Annotated in this window: 16 protein-coding genes; 11 read left to right on the forward strand and 5 right to left on the reverse strand. The window is 32.9% G+C overall.

Going from position 1 to position 19613, the window contains the following annotated elements; translation table 11 throughout:
* Positions 1–231: 231 nt before the first annotated feature.
* From RGC78_RS00740 to RGC78_RS00785, 10 genes are all read left to right on the forward strand, one after another.
* Positions 232–516 (forward strand): Dabb family protein, encoded by a 285-nt coding sequence (locus tag RGC78_RS00740; protein ID WP_309555750.1) that lies wholly within the window; start codon positions 232–234, stop codon positions 514–516.
* A gap of 330 nt (positions 517–846) precedes the next feature.
* Positions 847–1278: a nucleotidyltransferase domain-containing protein gene (locus RGC78_RS00745; RefSeq protein WP_252223991.1), complete on the forward strand. Its 432-nt coding sequence runs from the start codon at positions 847–849 to the stop codon at positions 1276–1278.
* Entirely contained in the window at positions 1262–1729 is a 468-nt protein-coding gene (locus tag RGC78_RS00750) for a HepT-like ribonuclease domain-containing protein (RefSeq protein ID WP_309555752.1), read from the forward strand. Before RGC78_RS00745 ends, RGC78_RS00750 begins: the two co-directional genes overlap by 17 nt.
* A gap of 39 nt (positions 1730–1768) precedes the next feature.
* Positions 1769–5383, forward strand: a complete 3615-nt coding sequence (locus tag RGC78_RS00755) for a DNA polymerase III subunit alpha (RefSeq protein ID WP_309555754.1) — start codon at positions 1769–1771, stop codon at positions 5381–5383.
* A gap of 376 nt (positions 5384–5759) precedes the next feature.
* The gene (gene pfkA / locus RGC78_RS00760) at positions 5760–6722 is read left to right on the forward strand and encodes a 6-phosphofructokinase (protein WP_252211641.1); all 963 of its coding nucleotides are present in this window, start codon (positions 5760–5762) and stop codon (positions 6720–6722) included.
* 59 nt (positions 6723–6781) lie between these two features.
* On the forward strand, positions 6782–8197 hold the full coding sequence (gene pyk / locus RGC78_RS00765; RefSeq protein ID WP_252211642.1) for a pyruvate kinase: 1416 nt from the start codon (positions 6782–6784) through the stop codon (positions 8195–8197).
* 543 nt (positions 8198–8740) lie between these two features.
* Positions 8741–9097: a DUF1540 domain-containing protein gene (locus tag RGC78_RS00770; protein ID WP_252211643.1), complete on the forward strand. Its 357-nt coding sequence runs from the start codon at positions 8741–8743 to the stop codon at positions 9095–9097.
* Positions 9098–9330: 233 nt separating this feature from the next.
* The gene (gene rlmD, locus RGC78_RS00775; RefSeq protein ID WP_309555755.1) at positions 9331–10704 is read left to right on the forward strand and encodes a 23S rRNA (uracil(1939)-C(5))-methyltransferase RlmD; all 1374 of its coding nucleotides are present in this window, start codon (positions 9331–9333) and stop codon (positions 10702–10704) included.
* A gap of 516 nt (positions 10705–11220) precedes the next feature.
* Entirely contained in the window at positions 11221–11571 is a 351-nt protein-coding gene (locus tag RGC78_RS00780) for a helix-turn-helix domain-containing protein (RefSeq protein WP_309555756.1), read from the forward strand.
* A 2-nt stretch (positions 11572–11573) separates the two neighbouring features.
* Entirely contained in the window at positions 11574–12626 is a 1053-nt protein-coding gene (locus RGC78_RS00785) for a DNA cytosine methyltransferase (RefSeq protein WP_217821443.1), read from the forward strand.
* A gap of 47 nt (positions 12627–12673) precedes the next feature.
* Here RGC78_RS00785 and RGC78_RS00790 read toward each other — a convergent pair whose 3' ends face one another.
* From RGC78_RS00790 to RGC78_RS00810, 5 genes are read right to left on the reverse strand one after another with little or no spacing between them, the layout of a single operon-like run.
* Complete coding sequence (locus RGC78_RS00790) at positions 12674–13096, reverse strand: very short patch repair endonuclease (protein WP_309555757.1); 423 nt, start codon at positions 13094–13096, stop codon at positions 12674–12676.
* Positions 13097–13115: 19 nt separating this feature from the next.
* A complete protein-coding gene (locus RGC78_RS00795; RefSeq protein WP_217821441.1) occupies positions 13116–14084 on the reverse strand; it encodes a restriction endonuclease PLD domain-containing protein in 969 nt (322 codons plus the stop codon).
* Positions 14085–14098: 14 nt separating this feature from the next.
* On the reverse strand, positions 14099–15955 hold the full coding sequence (locus tag RGC78_RS00800) for a Z1 domain-containing protein (RefSeq protein WP_309555758.1): 1857 nt from the start codon (positions 15953–15955) through the stop codon (positions 14099–14101).
* A gap of 11 nt (positions 15956–15966) precedes the next feature.
* A complete protein-coding gene (locus RGC78_RS00805; protein ID WP_309555759.1) occupies positions 15967–17115 on the reverse strand; it encodes a restriction endonuclease PLD domain-containing protein in 1149 nt (382 codons plus the stop codon).
* A gap of 18 nt (positions 17116–17133) precedes the next feature.
* Positions 17134–17349, reverse strand: coding sequence for a helix-turn-helix domain-containing protein (locus tag RGC78_RS00810; RefSeq protein ID WP_217821438.1), 216 nt, complete (start codon positions 17347–17349; stop codon positions 17134–17136).
* 210 nt (positions 17350–17559) lie between these two features.
* Between RGC78_RS00810 and RGC78_RS00815 the strand changes: the two genes are divergently transcribed.
* The gene (locus RGC78_RS00815; protein ID WP_309555760.1) at positions 17560–19428 is read left to right on the forward strand and encodes a helix-turn-helix transcriptional regulator; all 1869 of its coding nucleotides are present in this window, start codon (positions 17560–17562) and stop codon (positions 19426–19428) included.
* The last annotated feature ends 185 nt before the right edge of the window (positions 19429–19613 follow it).

Genomic DNA, 19613 nt, shown 5'->3' on the forward strand with positions numbered 1-19613 from the left:
TAGTATAAAGCTCGTGGACTGAGGAATTTACTTTAAGAACTCTAAAATAGATACTAGTCCAATTAATGCATGCTCCCAATGTAAAATTGTGACAAGCAATTAATTCAACAAATATCTATTAAGAGTTCTAAAAAGCAAATTCCAATGCCACTACGCCATTATGCTAAAATATCAAATTCACTTAAAATATAGCTAAATATAAAAATATATACTAAAAGGGATGGTGAATTTATGTTTACACATATAGTATTTTTTAAATTAAAGGACCCAACTAAGGAAAATATAAAGTTTGTTGAAGAAGCTTTATTAAGTATGAACGGAAATATTGAAGAACTTAAGGAATTAGAAGTTGGTGTTGATGTTATAAGAAGTGAAAGAAGCTTTGATATTGGAATTATAACTAGATTTGACTCTAAGGAAGACTGTTTAGCTTATGATATTAATGAATATCATGTGGAAAAAGTTAAAAAGGTTGTTGGACCTTATGTAGAATGTAGTAAGTCATTAGATTTTTAGAATGAATTTAATAAAAGCTACGTTAGATGCTTTGTATCTAACGTAGCTTTCTCCATCTTAGTATTGTAGTTTTTTTCATTTATAATTAATTTTACGGTAGGAATTTCGTTAGGAAATCTATCAATATTGTTATAATTGATATATGAAATTAGTAGTATGGCTATAATACTAATAGGAATTAATTTACGCATATTTAACACCTCTTAAATTAATTATACAATACACTTATTTTACGCATATTGTATTATAAAAGAATTTTACTAAAGTTAGTGTTTTGGTTTAAGAATTAATATTGTTAGTCTATAATTATATATAGGTGGTGATTACTTTTTGGAAAAAGTTGAATTTTTAAATAAGCTTAGAGAATTTAATAGTATTGTGTGTATAGCTCAATTTGGTAGTTACGGAACTGAATATTGGATAAGGGATAGAAGTGATATTGACTTAGCTGTGATTGTAAAATCAAACATTAGTTTTCTTGATACATTAGATATTGAAGAGGAACTTGTAGAATTAGCAATGGAATACTATAATTATGATAAAATTCATCTTACATTTATATTATTTAAGGAATTCGAAAGCAAGTATGCAAGGATTGCAGTAGATAGTAATAATAAATATATAGTTGATGAAGAAGCATGGTATGATTTTCAACACTATGTTTTAAAATTTGTTAGAAATAATGAACGATTGGAGAAGATTTTAAAGATAGATGAACAGTATAGTTATTTTGGAGGTGTGATAGATGAGTCCTTACTATAAGTATAAAAAAGAAAAGTTTTTAGAAAAATATAAGGCTGCTTATAATAACTTAAGTGATTTAAAGGAATCTATTAATCAATATAAAAACACTAATAGTAAAATAATTAGAAGAGCTATGTTTGCATTTTTTCAAGATTTCTGTGAATATATTATTGATATATGCGAAAGTTATATAATCATTAACGATGGAAGAGTGAATAGTACTACAACTTCATTAAAATTAATAGAACAAGCTTTTAATGAGGGTTTTTTTGATAAAAATCTAAAGAACTGTTTATCTATGGCAGTGAAGTTAAGAAATAGATACACTCATGATTATTATCAGAGAGAGTCTAGTGAAAAGCAAATTGAAGATTTTTGCTTTCAAAAATTAGCTTACTTAGAAATATTTTTAGAGGAAAGTAAAGAGCATGTGATATTAAAATATAAGGATAATAGTAAAAATAATTAGATATATTTAATTTTTATGGAAGGGAGGTACATTACTGAGATGGTGTCAACTAAAAATGAGAAAGAAATAGGGATAGCTGATAAGGAAAGAAAAGACTTTGTTCATCTTCATCTTCACACTGGATATAGTTTATTAGATGGATCGGGAAAAATAAAAGAAATCATGGCAAAAACAAAAGAACTTGGAATGAATAGTATAGCTATAACTGATCATGGAGTTTTATATGGACTTGTAGATTTTTATAAAGCAGCCATTGAATATGGGATTAAACCAATACTTGGATGTGAAGTATATGTTGCAGGAAAATCTATGAAAATAAAGCAACCTGATAAAGATAATTCAACATATCATTTGGTTTTGTTAGTAAAAAATGAGATTGGCTATAGAAATTTAATGAAGATAGTATCTACAGCATCAATAGAAGGGTTCTATTATAAGCCTAGAGTGGATCACGAGTATTTAAAGGCACATAGTGAAGGGCTAATAGCTCTTAGCGCTTGTTTAGGCGGAGAAGTGCAATCTTATGAGTTGAAAGGTAACTATGAAAAGGCTAAAGAAACAGCACTTTTATATAAAGAAATATTTAAAGAGGATTTCTATTTAGAAATTCAAAATCATGGCATGGATGAACAAAGAAAAGTAAATGAAGAAAATATAAAGTTATCTAAAGAATTAGGAATACCATTAGTAGCAACTAATGATGTTCATTACATAAAAAAAGATGGTTATAAATCACATGACATATTAATGTGTATTCAAACAGGAAAAACTGTGGATGATGTTAATAGAAGAAGATATCCTTCAGACCAGTTCTATTTAAAATCTCCTGAAGAAATGTGGGAAATGTTTTCTTACATACCTGAAGCATTAGAGAATACTGTGAAAATTTCTAAGCAGTGTAATTATGAATATAAATTCCATGAATCTAAGTTACCTAAATTTCCATTACCAGAAGGTGAAGAACCGTATAATTATTTGAAGAATACTTGTTATATGGGATTAATAGAGAGATATGAGGAATTTAAAGAGTTTAGGGGGAAGGATCTAGATTATGCTAAATTAGATGACTTAAAATCTAAAAATGATTCTGCAAAAGATCTTATAGATAGGCTTGAATATGAGCTTCAGATAATAAAACAAATGGGATATATTGATTATTTCCTAATTGTTTGGGATTTTATTAAATTTGCTAATGATAATGGAATACCAACAGGACCTGGGCGTGGTAGCGCCGCGGGCTCAATAATTGCATATACATTAGGAATAACGAAGATAGATCCAATAAAGTATAGTCTAATATTTGAAAGATTCTTAAATCCCGAAAGAGTATCTATGCCCGATATTGATAGCGATTTTTGCTATGAGAGAAGACAGGAAGTAATAGATTATGTAGTAGAAAAGTATGGAGAAGATAATGTATCTCAAATTATAACCTTTGGAACAATGGCAGCTAGAGCATGTATTAGGGATGTAGGTAGAGCTATGAATTATAGCTATAGTGAAGTTGATAAGATATGTAAAATGATACCTACAATGCTTGGTATAACTATAGAAAAGGCACTTGATTTTAATCCTGAACTTAAAGAGATATATGATAAAGACGAAAGAGTTAAGTCATTAATAGATATGTCAAAGGACTTAGAAGGACTTCCAAGACATTCATCAACTCATGCAGCTGGTGTAGTTATTGCATCAACGCCATTGGTTCAATACGTACCTTTACAAAAAAATGATGAAATGATAGTAACTCAATTTGGAATGACTACATTAGAAGAACTAGGATTATTGAAAATGGATTTCTTAGGTCTTAGAACATTAACTGTAATGAATGAGGCACTTAAAATTATAAAAGAAAATAGAAATATAGATATAGATTTAGATAAAATCGATTTTGACGATAAAGAAGTTTATAAGATGATAGGGGAAGGGAAGACTGCGGGAGTATTCCAATTAGAATCTCCTGGAATGGTATCATTCATGAAAGAATTAAAGCCTGATTCTTTAGAAGATATAATTGCCGGAATTTCATTATATAGACCAGGTCCAATGGCTGAAATACCAAGATATATAGAATGTAAGAGAAATCCTGAGAAAGTCAAATATGATGCACCAGAACTAGAAGAAATACTAGATGTAACGTATGGAGTAATGGTATATCAAGAGCAAGTTATGGAGATAGTTAGAAAGCTAGCAGGATATTCTATGGGACGAAGTGATATGGTTAGAAGAGCCATGTCAAAGAAGAAACATAAAGTCATGGAAGAAGAAAGAAAGAATTTCATTCATGGAATTATAGAAAATGATGAAGTGGTAGTTCCAGGATGTATTAGAAATGGAATTAGTGAAGAAGCAGCAAATAAGATCTTTGATAATATGATGGATTTTGCTTCGTATGCATTTAATAAATCCCATGCAGCAGCATATGCAGTAGTTGGATATCAAACTGCATATTTAATGAAATATTATCCTGTAGAAATGATAGCAGCCATGTTAAATTCATTTATGGGAAGTAGTGAAAAAGTAGTATATTATATTTCGAAAGCTGAAGAATTGGGTATACAAGTACTTCCACCAGATATAAATGAAAGTTTTGCTAAATTTACTGTTAAAGGAGAAACTATCAGATTCGGTTTGGCAGCTATAAAAAATGTTGGTATGAATTTAATAAATAGTGTTGTGAAAACAAGAGAGAATAAAGGTAAATTTGATTCATTATTTGATTTCATTAGTAAGATAGATTTATCTGCTATAAACAAAAGAACTATTGAAAGTTTAATAAAATCAGGAACATTTGATAGCTTTAAGATATATAGATCAAAATTATTGGCTGTATATGAAAAAATGGTTGATAGTATTTCAAGTGATAGAAAAAGAAATATAGATGGACAAATAAGTTTGTTTGCATCAGATGATATTTATGTACCAGAAATAGAATATCCAAATATAAATGAATTTGATAAACGTTCATTATTAACAATGGAAAAAGAGATGACGGGATTATATATATCAGGTCATCCATTAGATGATTATGCACAAAGTTTAAAATTTCAAACTTCAAATGAAATAGGAAAAATATTTTCACATCATGAGTTATTAGATGATACTTTAGAAATTCCAATGCTAGATGATGTTATTATTAATAATGAATCTGGAATTAATGATAATGATAGAGTGATTCTTGGTGGAATATTAACACAAGTGAATAAAAAAGTTACAAGAAATAACACAATTATGGCATTTTTACAATTAGAAGATTTAACTGGAACCATAGAGGTTATAGTTTTTCCAAAAGTATTAGATAGAGTTAGAGAACTATGCAATGAGGACGATCTAGTAATAATTAAAGGTAGAATAAGTCTAAAAACAGATGAGTTGCCTAAATTAATATGTGAAAGTATAGAACCTTTGGAAAAAATAAATGCTTCTAAAATATATTTAAGAGTACAAAATACTATTAAAGCAAAAGAATTAAGTTTAAATTTAAAGGACTTAATAAAAAATTATAAAGGTGATACACCTATTTATATTTTTGCAGCAGAGCAAAGACAGCAGTTTAGAGTTCCAAGAGATAGATGGATAGATATGAATGAAGAATCTTTAGATTTACTAAGAAAATTTGTTGGAGATGAAAATGTAAAAGTGATAGAATTATAGTTATTAAGGGTATAATATCTAATAGTGTAAAATAAAAAATAATCATAATAGTATATGATTTTAATTTTACTTGGTTATAATATAAGTTGAGTGTTATTTAAAAATATATAAAATTAGTATATAATCTAATATGTTAACACTATTTTATTTAATAATTATCATGATAAATAAAGAATTATATATAATGTTGTCTAAAAAATCACTAAATATGTTATGGATTTTTTAGATAAAAATATATTAATATCAAAACTTATCTAAATATGATTGATAAATATTACATTTTTATGTACAATTGTTAGTGGTTAATAAGATATGCATAAACTATGCGCAGGTAGGACTTTGGGTGTCCTAGTTGTTTTTTAAGGAGGAATATATTATGAAGAAAATAGCTATTTTAACAAGTGGTGGAGATGCCCCAGGAATGAATGCCGCTATAAGAGCAGTAGTAAGAACAGCCATTGATAAAGGACTTGAAGTTATGGGAGTTCAAAGAGGCTACAGTGGATTACTTAATGGTGAGCTATTTGCAATGAATAGAACATCAGTATCTGATATTATTCAAAGAGGTGGAACAATCCTAAGAACTGCTAGATGCCCAGAGTTCAAAGATGAAGAGGTAAGAAAAAGAGCAGTTAAAATACTAAATGCTTATGGTGTAGATGCTTTAGTTGTTATTGGTGGAGATGGATCTTTCATGGGAGCCAAGTTACTATCAAAACTAGGAATCAAGACTATAGGATTACCAGGAACAATAGATAATGATTTAGCTTATACTGATTTCACAATAGGATTTGATACAGCATTAAATACTATTGTTGATGCAATAAATAAAATAAGAGATACATCAACTTCTCATGAAAGAGTTTCAATAATTGAAGTTATGGGAAGAGATTGTGGAGATTTAGCTCTTCATGCTGGTATATCAAGTGGAGCAGAAGCTATAATAGTTCCAGAAATGGGTGACTTCGATAGAGATGCTCTTTGCAGAACTATATTAGAAGGTAAAAACCATGGAAAAACTCATAGTATAGTTATTCTTGCAGAAGGAATTGGTGGAGCAGAAGAACTATCAAAATATGTTCAAGAATTAACAGGAATAGAAGCAAGAGCTACAATTTTAGGTCATATTCAAAGAGGTGGAGCACCATCAGCTTCCGATAGAGTTTTAGCTTCAAGATTAGGAGCTAGAGCAGTAGATGTTCTTCTACAAGGAGAAACTTCAAGAGTAATAGGAATTAGAGATAATCAAATTATAGACCAAGATATAGATGAAGCATTAGCTATGGAAAGCAAATTCGATATAGATCTATATAATGTAGCAGAAGTATTATCACGCTAATAAATTTTTATTTATATAAATTTTTATAAACTAATTAGAATAAAGAGGAGTGTACTTACATGAGAAAGACTAAAATGATTTGTACTATTGGACCAGCAAGTGAAGACAGAGAAATATTAGAACAAGTAATGTTAGCAGGAATGAATGCTTCAAGACATAACTTTTCACATGGTGATCACGAAGAACATAGAGGAAGAATAGAAAAAGTTAAAGAATTATCAAAGAAACTTGATAAAGAAATAGCTATCATTCTTGATACAAAAGGACCAGAAATAAGAACTGGAAAATTCGAACCAAACAAAGTTGAATTAGTTAAGGGTACAGAATTTACAGTATATGCAGGAGACATGTCAGTAGTTGGAGACACTACAAAATGTGCAGTTACTTATGAAGGATTAGCTAATGATGTTAAGCCAGGAAACACAATCTTAATAGATGACGGTTTAGTAGGATTAACTGTTAAATCAGTAAAAGGAAACGCAGTTATCTGTGAAGTTCAAAATACTGGATTAGTTGGAACTCATAAAGGTGTAAATGTACCAGGAGTTTCAATTCAATTACCAGCTCTTACAGAAAAAGATAAATCAGATTTAATATTTGGTTGTGAAATGGGAGTTACTATGATAGCAGCTTCATTCGTAAGAAAAGCAGCTGACGTAGTAGCTATAAGAAAAGTTCTTGATGAAAATGGTGGAAAGAACATCTTAATCTGCCCTAAAATTGAAAACCAAGAAGGTGTTGATAACATCGATTCAATCTTAGAAATCTCTGATGCTGTAATGGTAGCTAGAGGAGATCTTGGTGTTGAAATTCCAATAGAACAAGTACCAGCAGTTCAAAAAATGATCATCCAAAAATGTAATGCAGCTGGAAAGCCAGTTGTTACTGCAACTCAAATGTTAGATTCTATGATCAGAAATCCAAGACCAACAAGAGCTGAAGTTTCAGACGTAGCTAATGCTATCTTAGATGGTACAGATGCTATAATGTTATCAGGAGAAAGTGCTAACGGAACTTACCCAGTAGAAGCTGTTAGAACTATGGCTAAAATTGCTGAAGAAACTGAAAAACAATTAGCTCATAAAGTTGCTTACTCTAACAACAAATCTTCTATGTCAGAAGTAATTTCAAGAGCAGCATGTAATGCAGCTAATGAATTAGAAGCAACTGCTATAATTTCTTCAACTCAAACAGGAGCTACTGCTAAGAGAATATCTAAATCTAGACCAGATTGTACAATCATAGCTGTTACTCCAGATGAAGTAGTAGCAAAACAATTAGCATTCTCATGGGGAGTTTATCCAATAGTTGCTGATAAAATGTCTTCAACTGACGAAATGATGGTAAAATCAGTTGAAATAGCAAAAGAACATAACTATGTTAAAAATGGTGATACAGTAGTTTTAGCTGCTGGAGTTCCAGTTGATAAAACAGGAACAACTAACCTATTAAAAGTTAGCGTAGTAGGCGAATAATAAATTTATAATAAAAAAGCTTTCGATTTTATTCGAGAGCTTTTTTATTCTTTTTATTAATTATTTTACAAATAATTTTAGTTAAATAATTAAATGTAAAAATCATTTACAAATAATTTACAAAATAATTATATTATGTTATGATAGAATGTATATTATTTATTGTATTAGACAATAATTATAATAAGGAATTAATTGGCAACTGATTCTCTATTTGCACCCTTAGGGGTGCCTTTTTTTATTCTTTAGGAATTTATATTATTAAAGAATTTGTGGATAACTTTTAGAATACAGTGTTTTAAAGGTATGATGAGTACCCCTAAAGAATAAAAAATAATCATATGCCGCACCATTATTCCTGCACTGCGTTTGGAAAGGGTGCATGGCTAAAAAAATTGACGGCTCTAAAGTCGCCTTAGCAATTTTGTTCTGATTTTTTAGTGTGTTGATATGTGAATAAGTAAAGTGGACTGAGCAAAGAATAAGTTTTATTATAATGGAGCAAAATAAGTCATAAGGAAAATATAAGAAAGAGTGATAATTATGACTATGTTAAATTGTGCAGCCATGAGTTGCGTACATAATGAAGCAGGAATGTGTCAAGCAGGATATATATTAATTGAAGGAAATGATTCAACAACGACTTTAGAAACAAAATGTTCCAGTTATAAGTCAAATAAATTCATTAACCAAGTAAAGGCACTTGCTAATACTAATTATGTTGGAGAAGTAATGCAATTATTTTCTTCTATGGATGAAGTAAAGATGAATCCTCAAATTAATTGTCAGGCAGTAAATTGTTTTTTTAATTCTTCAGGAAAATGTGAATCAAGAAATGTAGCTATTTCTGTTGATAAAAATGATCAGTTTAAGGCTATGTGTGAAACTTTTGTAAAATAATATTTTTTATAAAGTTTTTTCTAGCATATATATGATTATATATAAATCTACTAATTCATATTAGCCTTAGAGATTTTTCTACTAATGAATATTTGTTTACTATGGATGAATAATTAAATATATAATTAGTAAGGAAATATAAAACTCAAAGGTTTGTTAATTAAGCTATTATATAAAACTTATAATGTGATATAATTTATAGAAGTTATAATTAAATAAAGGTGGATTTTAAGTTGATAGAAAAAAATAAAGAATACATTTTAGATATATTATCACAAGGATATGAAGGCGAAGGAGTAGCTAAAATAGAGGGGTATCCTGTATTTATTCAAGGAGCCTTACAAGGTGAAAAAGTTAAAACAAAAATTATAAAAGTTAAGAAAAATTATGCATATGGTAAGATAGAAAAAATACTTAATTCATCAGAAGATAGAGAAGAACCTAAATGTTCAAATTATAAAAGATGTGGTGGATGTTCAATTCAACATATGACTTATAAAAAACAATTAGATTTTAAATGGGAAAGAGTAAAAGACTGTATAGAGAAGATTGGTGGATTATCTAAAGATTTAGTTAAGTATCCTATTGGAATGGAAGCTGATCCGTATAGATATAGAAATAAAGTTCAACTTCCAATTGGAAAAGTAAATGGTGAAGTTGTAATTGGATTTTATGCTCCAAGAAGTCATAACATAATAGATTTAGATTATTGTTTAATTCAAGATAAAGTTGCAGATGATGTAGCAAAGCTTACAAAAGAATGGATTAAGAAAAACAATATTGAACCAGCGACTACAGATGGAGAGTTTAATTCTAATGGAGTCTTAAAACATTTAATGATAAGAAGGGGATTTAAAACAGGAGAAGTAATGGTTGTTCTTGTTGCTACTACTTCAAACATTCCTAAATTAGATGAATTTAAAAATATAATATTAGAAAATATAAAAGGAATAAAAAGTATAATATTAAGTATAAACTCTAAAAATACAAATGTTATTTTAGGTGAAGAATGTATAACATTATATGGTGAAGATACTATTAAAGATTACATAGGAGAATTTAAATTTAATATATCTCCATTATCATTTTTTCAGGTTAACCCAATTCAAACTGAGATATTGTATAATAAAGCATTAGAATATGCAGGTTTAACAGGTAATGAAACTGTTTTTGATGCATATTGTGGAACTGGAACAATAACTTTATTTTTATCTAAAAAAGCAAAAAAAGTGTACGGTGTTGAGATAATAGAACCTGCAATTATTAACGCTAAAGAAAATGCTAAACTTAATAATGTGGATAATGCAGAATTTTTTGTGGGTAAATCTGAGGAAGTAATTCCAAATCTTATAAATGAAGGAATAAAAGCTGATATAATAGTTGTAGATCCACCAAGAAAGGGTTGTGACATTAAATTATTAGAGGCAATTGGAGAAGTTAAACCAGAAAGAGTGGTTTATGTTTCATGTGATCCAAGTACATTATCTAGAGATTTAAAAATCTTAGATAAAAAAGGATACAAGGTTGTTGAAATTCAGCCGGTAGATATGTTCCCACAAACTAGTCATGTGGAGACGGTAGTATTGATGTCACGAATAGATAAATAAAAGTGTGTGAAACGCTGATAAATAAAGGGTTTTCTAGATTAGGATATCACCATAAAGTTTATTTTTAAGTATCTCTAATCTTGGAATCCTTATTTTTATTTTGCAGAGAAATGTTTTAATAATTATAATATTTGTATAGTGTAGTAGGCAGGATAGATGTCATAAGGGTTGAGAAGTCAGAATAGATGTGGCTTTCAAGAGTAGGCGGGATAGATGTCAAAGAAAATTATGGATAAAATAAGCACTCTTTTAGATTACTTATCATTTAGCTGGCAATAATAAAGATAATTAGTCTAAATTTAATAGTGAGGTTTTGTTATGGTAAATATTAGTTTAAAACCAAAGGTAACATATATTCCAGCTAAAATAGAACTCAATAAAAAGGCAGCAGTATACTTAAGTGTATGGAATATATAAAAACTATAATAATTGCTGTATGCTGCTTTTAGGCAGCATAAATTAGAAATATATTGACAATAAGCAGCGTATGTGCTATTCTAATATAGAGGTGAGAATATGCCTGAGGTAGGTCAATTAATTAAAAGTCGTCGAGAAGCTGCAGGGTTGTCTCAGAAAAGATTAGGAAATGCCTGTGGATTAAGCGACAGCGAAATAATGAAAATTGAGAAGGGTATTCGTAAGAAACCGAACTGGGAGAATCTGTGTAAGATTGCTCAAGCACTCGAATTCCATCCATTTGAACTGCTTTTAGCAGCAGGATATATTTCCGAAAATGATATTCATTCGAGTACACAACTTCATGGCCTGGAGAAATTGAGCGATAAAGACATGGAATATTTGCAGCTGCTTATAGATTTTATGATATCAAGAAAAAGCACCGATGGAATTTCAGAAGGAGGGCTGTAATTATGCCATTTAGATTAGGTGAATTATTCTGCGGACCGGGTGGAATAGCTTGGGGGGCAATGCACGCCGATATTGGGAATCCAGAATTTATAATTACACATCAATGGGCAAATGATTATGATGCAGATACTTGTGAAACATATCGTAAAAATATTTGCCCAGATGCACCGGAGACTGTTTACCATGAAGATATTCGAAAATTTGATATGTCAAAGCTTGCTCCCATTGATGCTTTAGCGTTCGGATTTCCGTGCAACGATTATAGTGTTGTAGGTGAACAGAAAGGAATGGATGGAGTATATGGCCCGTTGTATTCATATGGCGTTAAGGCGCTGAGGCATTTTAGACCACAGTGGTTCCTGGCAGAAAATGTAGGAGGACTTAGGAACGCAAATGATGGCAGGGCATTTACAAAAATTCTAACGGAGCTGCGTAAATCAGGTTATACCATAACACCGCATTTATACAAATTTGAAGAGTACGGAGTTCCGCAGACGAGACACAGGCTGATTATTGTAGGAATTAGAAATGATATTGATGTTGAATACAGAGTTCCGTCTGCAGAACCCTATGCAGATGCTGATAATACTTGCAGAACAGCAATTGAAGTTCCTCCTATTCCTGAAGATGCATATAACAATGAGAGAACGAGGCATTCAGAAATTGTTATCAGAAGACTGCAGTGCATTCGTCCAGGACAGAACGCTTTTACAGCTGATTTACCTGAAAATCTGAGACTTAATATAACGGGTGCAAAAATCAGCCAAATTTACAAACGGCTTGACCCCAATAAACCATCTTATACGGTAACTGGAAGCGGAGGCGGCGGAACCCATATATACCATTGGGATGAAGCACGTGCATTAACAAACAGAGAACGAGCAAGGCTTCAGACTTTTCCTGATACCTATAGATTTATTGGAAGCAAGGAAAGTGTCAGAAAGCAAATTGGTATGGCTGTTCCGTGCAGAGGAGCAAAAATTATCTTTGAATCTATTCTAAAAAGTTTTGCAGGGATTCCCTATGAATCAGTAGAACCTAACATTGATGAATAAAAACAGCAAAGCAGTAAGCAAGATGAAAACTTATTCTTTGCTGTTTTTTAATGTTGCTGTGCAATAATATCATTGTAGAGTGAAGATAAATTGGATTCAGCAACAGATTTTTTTAATTGACACTCCCAAATAACAAGGACATTCCAACCCTGATGCTTAAGTAGCTGAAAATTCTTTTTATCACGTTCAACATTTTTGTTTATTTTTTTGTACCAATACTCTTTATTTGTTGACGGCCAGACAAAACGTCCGCAGTCATGATGATGCCAAAAGCAGCCATTTACGAATATAATGGTTTTGTATTTTGGCAAAACAATATCTGGACATCCGGGAAGAGTTCGTACATTTTTTCTATATCTTAATCCGCAGGCAAATAAATATTTTCTGACAATTTCTTCTGGCTTAGAGTTTGTACTTCGAATATGGGACATGTTCATGCTGCGAACTTCTTTTGAGTGATTATCTGACATAATAAGTTTATCACCTCCTTCATATTGAGGGATGCGGAGAAAAATCCATATAATATTCTTCGTCATCGATTTTGTAAAAGGTAACATCTGTTCTTCCATAGTTCAATAAATCTTGTTTTGTAACAAATGCACCATTTCCGAGACCTAAACGGTTTCGAAAGTATTCTCCAAGCTGAGCATTGCTGAGAGGTGTTGTAATTGCCTTGTTGTTTTGCTGCTCTACCCTTAAAAGAAGCGTGTGACTGTCGTCTGTAACAACAGTAAAATGCTGTTTGTCAAGCGGGAAGAAACCACTTCTTGCAATTTTAGCAGGAAGGTGTATATAAGCTTGGTTTCTATTTCTGCCCTTACGTTGCCCCCAATTTAAACCGGACTTTTCTCCAACATCACCTCTATTTGTAAGAAGAGATAGTGTTGTAGAAATAATACCTTCCCCAGCTAAAGTGGTTATTGGCTTACTTTCAGCATCTAGAATTTGATGTGTTGGATGGAGAACAATATGGTCTTCAACCTCTGCATGGTTACAGTAGATGGAATTTGCCTCAATTTCCTCAAAAAATTTATGTGCTTCTTCTGGATTACAGCATTCCACGATTTCCTTTCGAGATGGAATAAATGCATTCTGCACAAAATCAGCAGAACCTGTATATGCCTGTATTGGCAATTTACCTTTTAGCCAAATGTACAAATTTGCATGGACCGGAGGGTTTTCGCAAACATAGCTGCAGGAAAAGCTATCCACAGCATTTGGATATGCCTTGCCATGGAGTTCCTTAAAACCTTCATGTATAGGAACACTTAACCCATCGTAAGGTACCATCCCTATAAGCAATGAAATATTGACAAGGTGCATATTTTGCTCCTGAAAACTCTTTATTAGCCACGATGCCATATTAGGAGTAGCATATCCACTTAATATTAATAATGTATCTGCTCCTTGAAGTGGAGGAGCAAATAAAATTTTTTGTGCTATATTATTGGTAAACATTTATGCTTGTCCTCCTATGCTTCTGTATTATCTTCACACACATCATAATACATTGTATCGTGAGGAAGTTTAATATTCGGAACCCAGAGAGTTTTCCCTCCCCATCCCTTAGTACCAGTCACTTGATACATGGTAAGGACGACTTTATTGAGAAAAGTGCCGCCAAGTGTCCAGTCATTTGGAGATAACAACGCACCTGTGCCTTGTGCTACATTCCTTTCTCTTCTAACTATCAAAATACCCTGTCCAGCAGGCTGCTCTGAAAGAAATGTGTCAATGACCGAAAGAAATGCGTCTAATTTAAAATCCGGACTGGCAATAATATGAGTCAAAATTTTCTTAATAAATCTTAAACTTACTTGGTAATAAGGTTCATCATCAGAGAAAGGCTCCAACAGCTTTGATATATCCTCTATAGAGTCATTATCAGGATAAAATGGATAATAGTTCGTTCCACCGGAGAGAATGTTGACTCGTTTGTTATTAAGAACATTTTTTCTAGTTGGATTTAATCCAAATGGATAATAGATTTTAATATTATCAATTCCCTGTTCTGCCTGGGCGATTATGGCATTGTTAGTAGCATTAATATCCGCAAATAATTTATAGAGTTGTTCATTTATAAATATTTTCATCATGCCGGGGTCTCTGTCATAACCGAACATCCGGCTATGCTGCCACATAGTGTCAGCTTGAGGTTTTTTGCTTGTTCTTGTATAGTAAATTGTCTGCAGACCGGGAAAAGTAACGCCTCGGCCAAGAGTATTTCCTCCAATGATAAAATTACAGCCTGCCGCATATTCATGGCTTTCAACATCTGTCTTTCCATTCATTATAAGGACTTTTATACACTTGTTTTCCATCAAGTCCCCAGCAGTTTTATATATAATATCGAAAGAAAGTTTCCTACTTTTGTCAGGCATTAAAGCATTGTATTGGCTTTGTAATTCGGTGATGAACTCATTATTGATATGTTCAATACACCAATTTATTTCTTTTGTGACGTTGTCAGCAAAACGCTGGTGGACAGCTTGACGTACACTCGGATGTATAAGGCAGTTTGACACTTTGCCGTTGGATGCTAAAATTTGGGCAGAAACAGCTATATGTCGTATAACAACACTTCTTGTTGGTCGTTTGATTGTCTCAAGATAATCAATACATTCAGGTTTGCCGCTTGTGGGAAAGAAAAAGTCTCCACCTAAATAACCATTGCCGGGATGGAAGTAATATGTAAAATACGGATGCCATCCGGAAGCAAGTGTCTGTAGTAAGATTGCTTGGGGAGTACCGGTAACCTGTAGGTATAGACTGCTTGATGCACCATTCTTTATAGAGTCCAAATACCTATTAATTGATGACTGACCATTGCGGTTTACAAGTGTATTCAAGGAAGCGGCATCTGCCTCGTCATCAACTATAAAAAGAGGATTTCCTTTCATAAAGCCCGTGGAGTTAAATACATTCGCCCACAGTCTCAGCATTCGTGAATTTTTCTTTAAGATGACAATCGCTGGCTTTACAAGGCTATTCTCAATAAACAATCCTGAGTCGTTTTCACCGCAAATACAGAAACCATCTAAATCGTTTTTGACACGTTCCAAAGTTTGCTGCTGCAAAGCAACATTGTCCGTAGTGAGCAGGATAAATGCCGGGAAACCTAAGTCAGCGGCTTTGCACATGATGCCAAACATCTGACCAGTTTTTCCGGACTGTATATTTCCAAACAACAGGCCAATCTCATGATTTGTAAATGAAAAATTGCGAATATACTGTTCACCAACATCTTCAGCAGTTTTTAAAATAGATTCCGCCAATTTTACATTGCCCCGATCTGTAATTTTTTGAAGGTATGTTTTTAAGTATTGCATAGCCGCACCTCTCATTTTTTAGTAGTTGTTTCAAATGATAAAACCCATACATCAAGTTCAGAGCCGTCTTCGTCCAATGCTTTCTGGTCAGTTTTAGAAAGTACAAGGCTATCGCAGCCATATGCCTGCAGCATTTCTTTTGTAATCATGCCCTTACGGTCTGTATCAGCTTGGGTATCATTTACAGGTGTTACAAGTCCTGCAGCTGCAAGTCTGCCCTTAATCCAACGGCCAAGAATAAGTTCATCGCCAACAGCGCTGAACTGTTTATTGCCATCACTTGTAGTATGAGCTTTAAACCAATAGCCGTCATCGGTAACAACAAAGAAAATTTTGTTCTTTTCAGGGTATCCCTTGGAGCGAGTTATCTCTTTGCTCACGGTCAGCTGGGTTTCATACCAATCACGGGATTTTCTCCTGCTTCTCGGTGCGGCATAGCTAACATTAATATTTGATTTCGTGAAATGCTTGCCATCGTCCATATGTCGCTGTTTGTAAGCAGGAACTTTTATCGGCAGCACAAATGAAATACCTGTTTTATGATGCGCATAAAGCTGTACACCGGTTTGGGGAATTTGTGTTACCATATTAATGCCGCTAAGTGATGTGTTAACTTCCCTAATTATTGGCATTCCCGTTATGCTGGCAATATTATCTGAGCAATTCTGCATTTTTAGCCTCTCTATAAAATCTGCAGTTTCTCTGCATTCAGCGGCATCATCAGTAATTGAAGAGATTTCATACTGTCGGCGGTTATTTGCATCTAATTTGATTACACCTAAGTTTGCAGAACCAATGATAGCTGAAAAAGGCTGTCCATCTTTATAGAAACAGTATAATTTACCGTGGTACTTAAATGCCTTTACAATCTTAATTTCGCCAATGCCTGCCTCTCTCCATTTTTTATTCAGTTCAAGCGCAGCATTGTACGATCCTTCCGGCATTCCTTCGATGAAGTACATACCAATAGTAAGGCATATACTGGATATATTGAGTTCCTCGACCAGGCGGCCTAGTTCTTCCAAGGCTACACGGGAGATGTATCCAACCGCAATTTCAACTCGGTCTGACTTTGCAATTTGTTCGTTAAAACAGTCAATAATTGTTTCTTGACCCTGTAATGTAGCAAGGGGCAGGATATCTGAATACAACAGTTTCATTAGCTCACTCCTTTGTGATTAATGGGTTTCCTCAGTTTTTTTAATTTCCATAATATCTGAAATATCACAGTTAAGAGCCTTACATACTTTTATTAAAATGTCAGTATTAACATTCTCGTTTTTTCCGAGTTTAGCCATTGAAGCAGTACTAATACCAGCGGCTTCTCTTAAGTCCTTTTTTTTCATGTCTCTATCAATTAGAAGTTTCCAAAGCTTTTTATAACTTATGGACATAATGCCACCTCACCTTAGTTACTCATTTTAGTTACAAAATAAAGTTTATCACAAAATTAGCGATATAACAATTAAAATTCATGAATGCAAAATAAACATTGAGATAGGTGTAACATATGCTATAATTTACCTATAAACTAATGCTTGAATGTTTGAAACAATGAAAATTATTAAAGATATTAATTTCATATGGGGTGAGGAGGGAATGTCTTGGCAGGTAATCGTTCTTTTAAAGATTATGTGGCTGATAGATTCTATAATGAATTATTTACTGCCGTACAAAGTTACACTGCAGATAACTGCGATGACTTAGACTTAAGGTTATATAGAGTTCGAAACATCGGTGGTATAGAAATGTCAGATATAGAAGTAAAGTTTGTATATGTTAATGATTTGCCGGATATGAAAATAGACTTTGATGTTGCTGTTGAAGCTGAACTAGAGGTCCGGGAGTCAGATTATCACTATGATGAATCCGAAAATTGCAGGCAGTGGTTTATGCTGAAGTGTTCTGGAGATCTGGATTGCAATTTGGATGATTTTACAATCTCCAGTGTAACAGAGTATACCGGCAAAAATAAACAGTCAAAACCTATGTCGGACTCTCTTGTGCCTATTATTAATAAAGAACAACTAGAGTCTGCTGCTGCAGACTTCCTTCGCAGACATTCCCCAGAAGCATTAAAAACCCCAATGGCAGTTGAACCACAAGTGTTAGCAGAAAAAATGGGTCTTGTCGTGGAAATGAGAGAGATTACAAAGGATTTCTCTGTTTTTGGACAGATATACTTTCATGACTGTGATGCAGAATTTTACGATGAAGATAGCGATGAAATGGTACAAACTCATGTCGATGCCCGTACTATATTCGTAGATCCAAAAGCGTACTTCCTTCGTAATCTTGGATCAGTCAATAACACCATTGTGCACGAGTGCGTTCATTGGGACAAACATAGGAAAGCATTTGAATTGGAGCGATTATATAACAGCAGTGCTAGTAAAATTAAGTGTCAAGTAGCAGGTGGGATAAAAGATAACATTAGAGATGCAGCTGACTGGATGGAGTGGCAGGCAAATGCACTTGCACCAAGGATTCAAATGCCGTTGATTATGTTTAAGACCAAGGCATTTGAATTTATCAAGCAGTTTAGAACTGAACTTGGAACATCTAAACTTATAGATGTAATGGAACCAGTTATTGATGCATTGGCAGCATTTTTCTGTGTGTCAAGGTTAGCAGCTAAAATTCGTATGATTGATGCTGGATATGAGGAAGCAATCGGAACCTTTACTTACATAGATGGTCGCTACGTCAAGCCTCATAGATTTAAGAAGGGTGCGCTTGAAAGAAATCAGACTTTTTCTATAGGTGCAGAGGATGCTGCCATCCAAAGCATAACCAATACGGAAATGGCCGCTTTAGTTAGGGACGGAAGTTATATATATGCAGATTCCCACTTTGTTTTAAACCACCCAAAATATATAACACAGGATATATTTGGACAGACCCTACTTACTGACTATGCACGAACCCATATGGAAGAGTGCTGCTTGGTTTTCGAGTTATCAGTCAAAACTGGGTGTAGGGAAAGATACTATACTGAATGTTTTCTCAATCGTGATAAGACATCAAATATTGATTTTGATATAAAATATTGTAATGGTTTTGAGTATGCGGCTCCAGAAAAGAAGGCCCAATTACTAGCCGATACAATAGCGGAAGAAATGCGAGTCTATAATGAATTACCAAATAGCTATACCAGCTCTCTTAAAATGGTGCGTAAGTGGAGAAAAGTAACTTATAATGAATTAGCAGAGGAAATAATGGTCAATGAGCGCACCATAAGAAGAATCGTTAATGGGGAAGAACAGGGATCTATTAATTCCATAGTTTTAATTTGCCTTGGACTCCATCTACCACCTAAAATTAGCAGCCATATAATTCGCAATTCCCCATTTTCATTGAACTTCAATAACAATAGTCATATCTGGTATGATTTTGCATTGACTCACCTATATCCAAAATCGATGGATGAGATTAGAACGTTTTTACAGGAACATGGCGCAGAGATATTATAAAAAATCAAAATATTTTTGAAAAAGCGGACACGGGATGTCCGTTTTTTAGTTATTAAATATATGAGCCACACATGAATCCTTTTAGGGGTTTGTGTATGGCTTTTTTTATTGTTGCTTTTAGGTGTTCTTGTGGGGAAAAGCGTTATTTTGAGCCTGAAATTAACGGGCATGAGGTGTCCGCCAAG

The sequence above is a fragment of the Clostridium aquiflavi genome, from assembly GCF_031344075.1.
Taxonomy (GTDB): Bacteria; Bacillota; Clostridia; order Clostridiales; family Clostridiaceae; genus Clostridium; species Clostridium aquiflavi.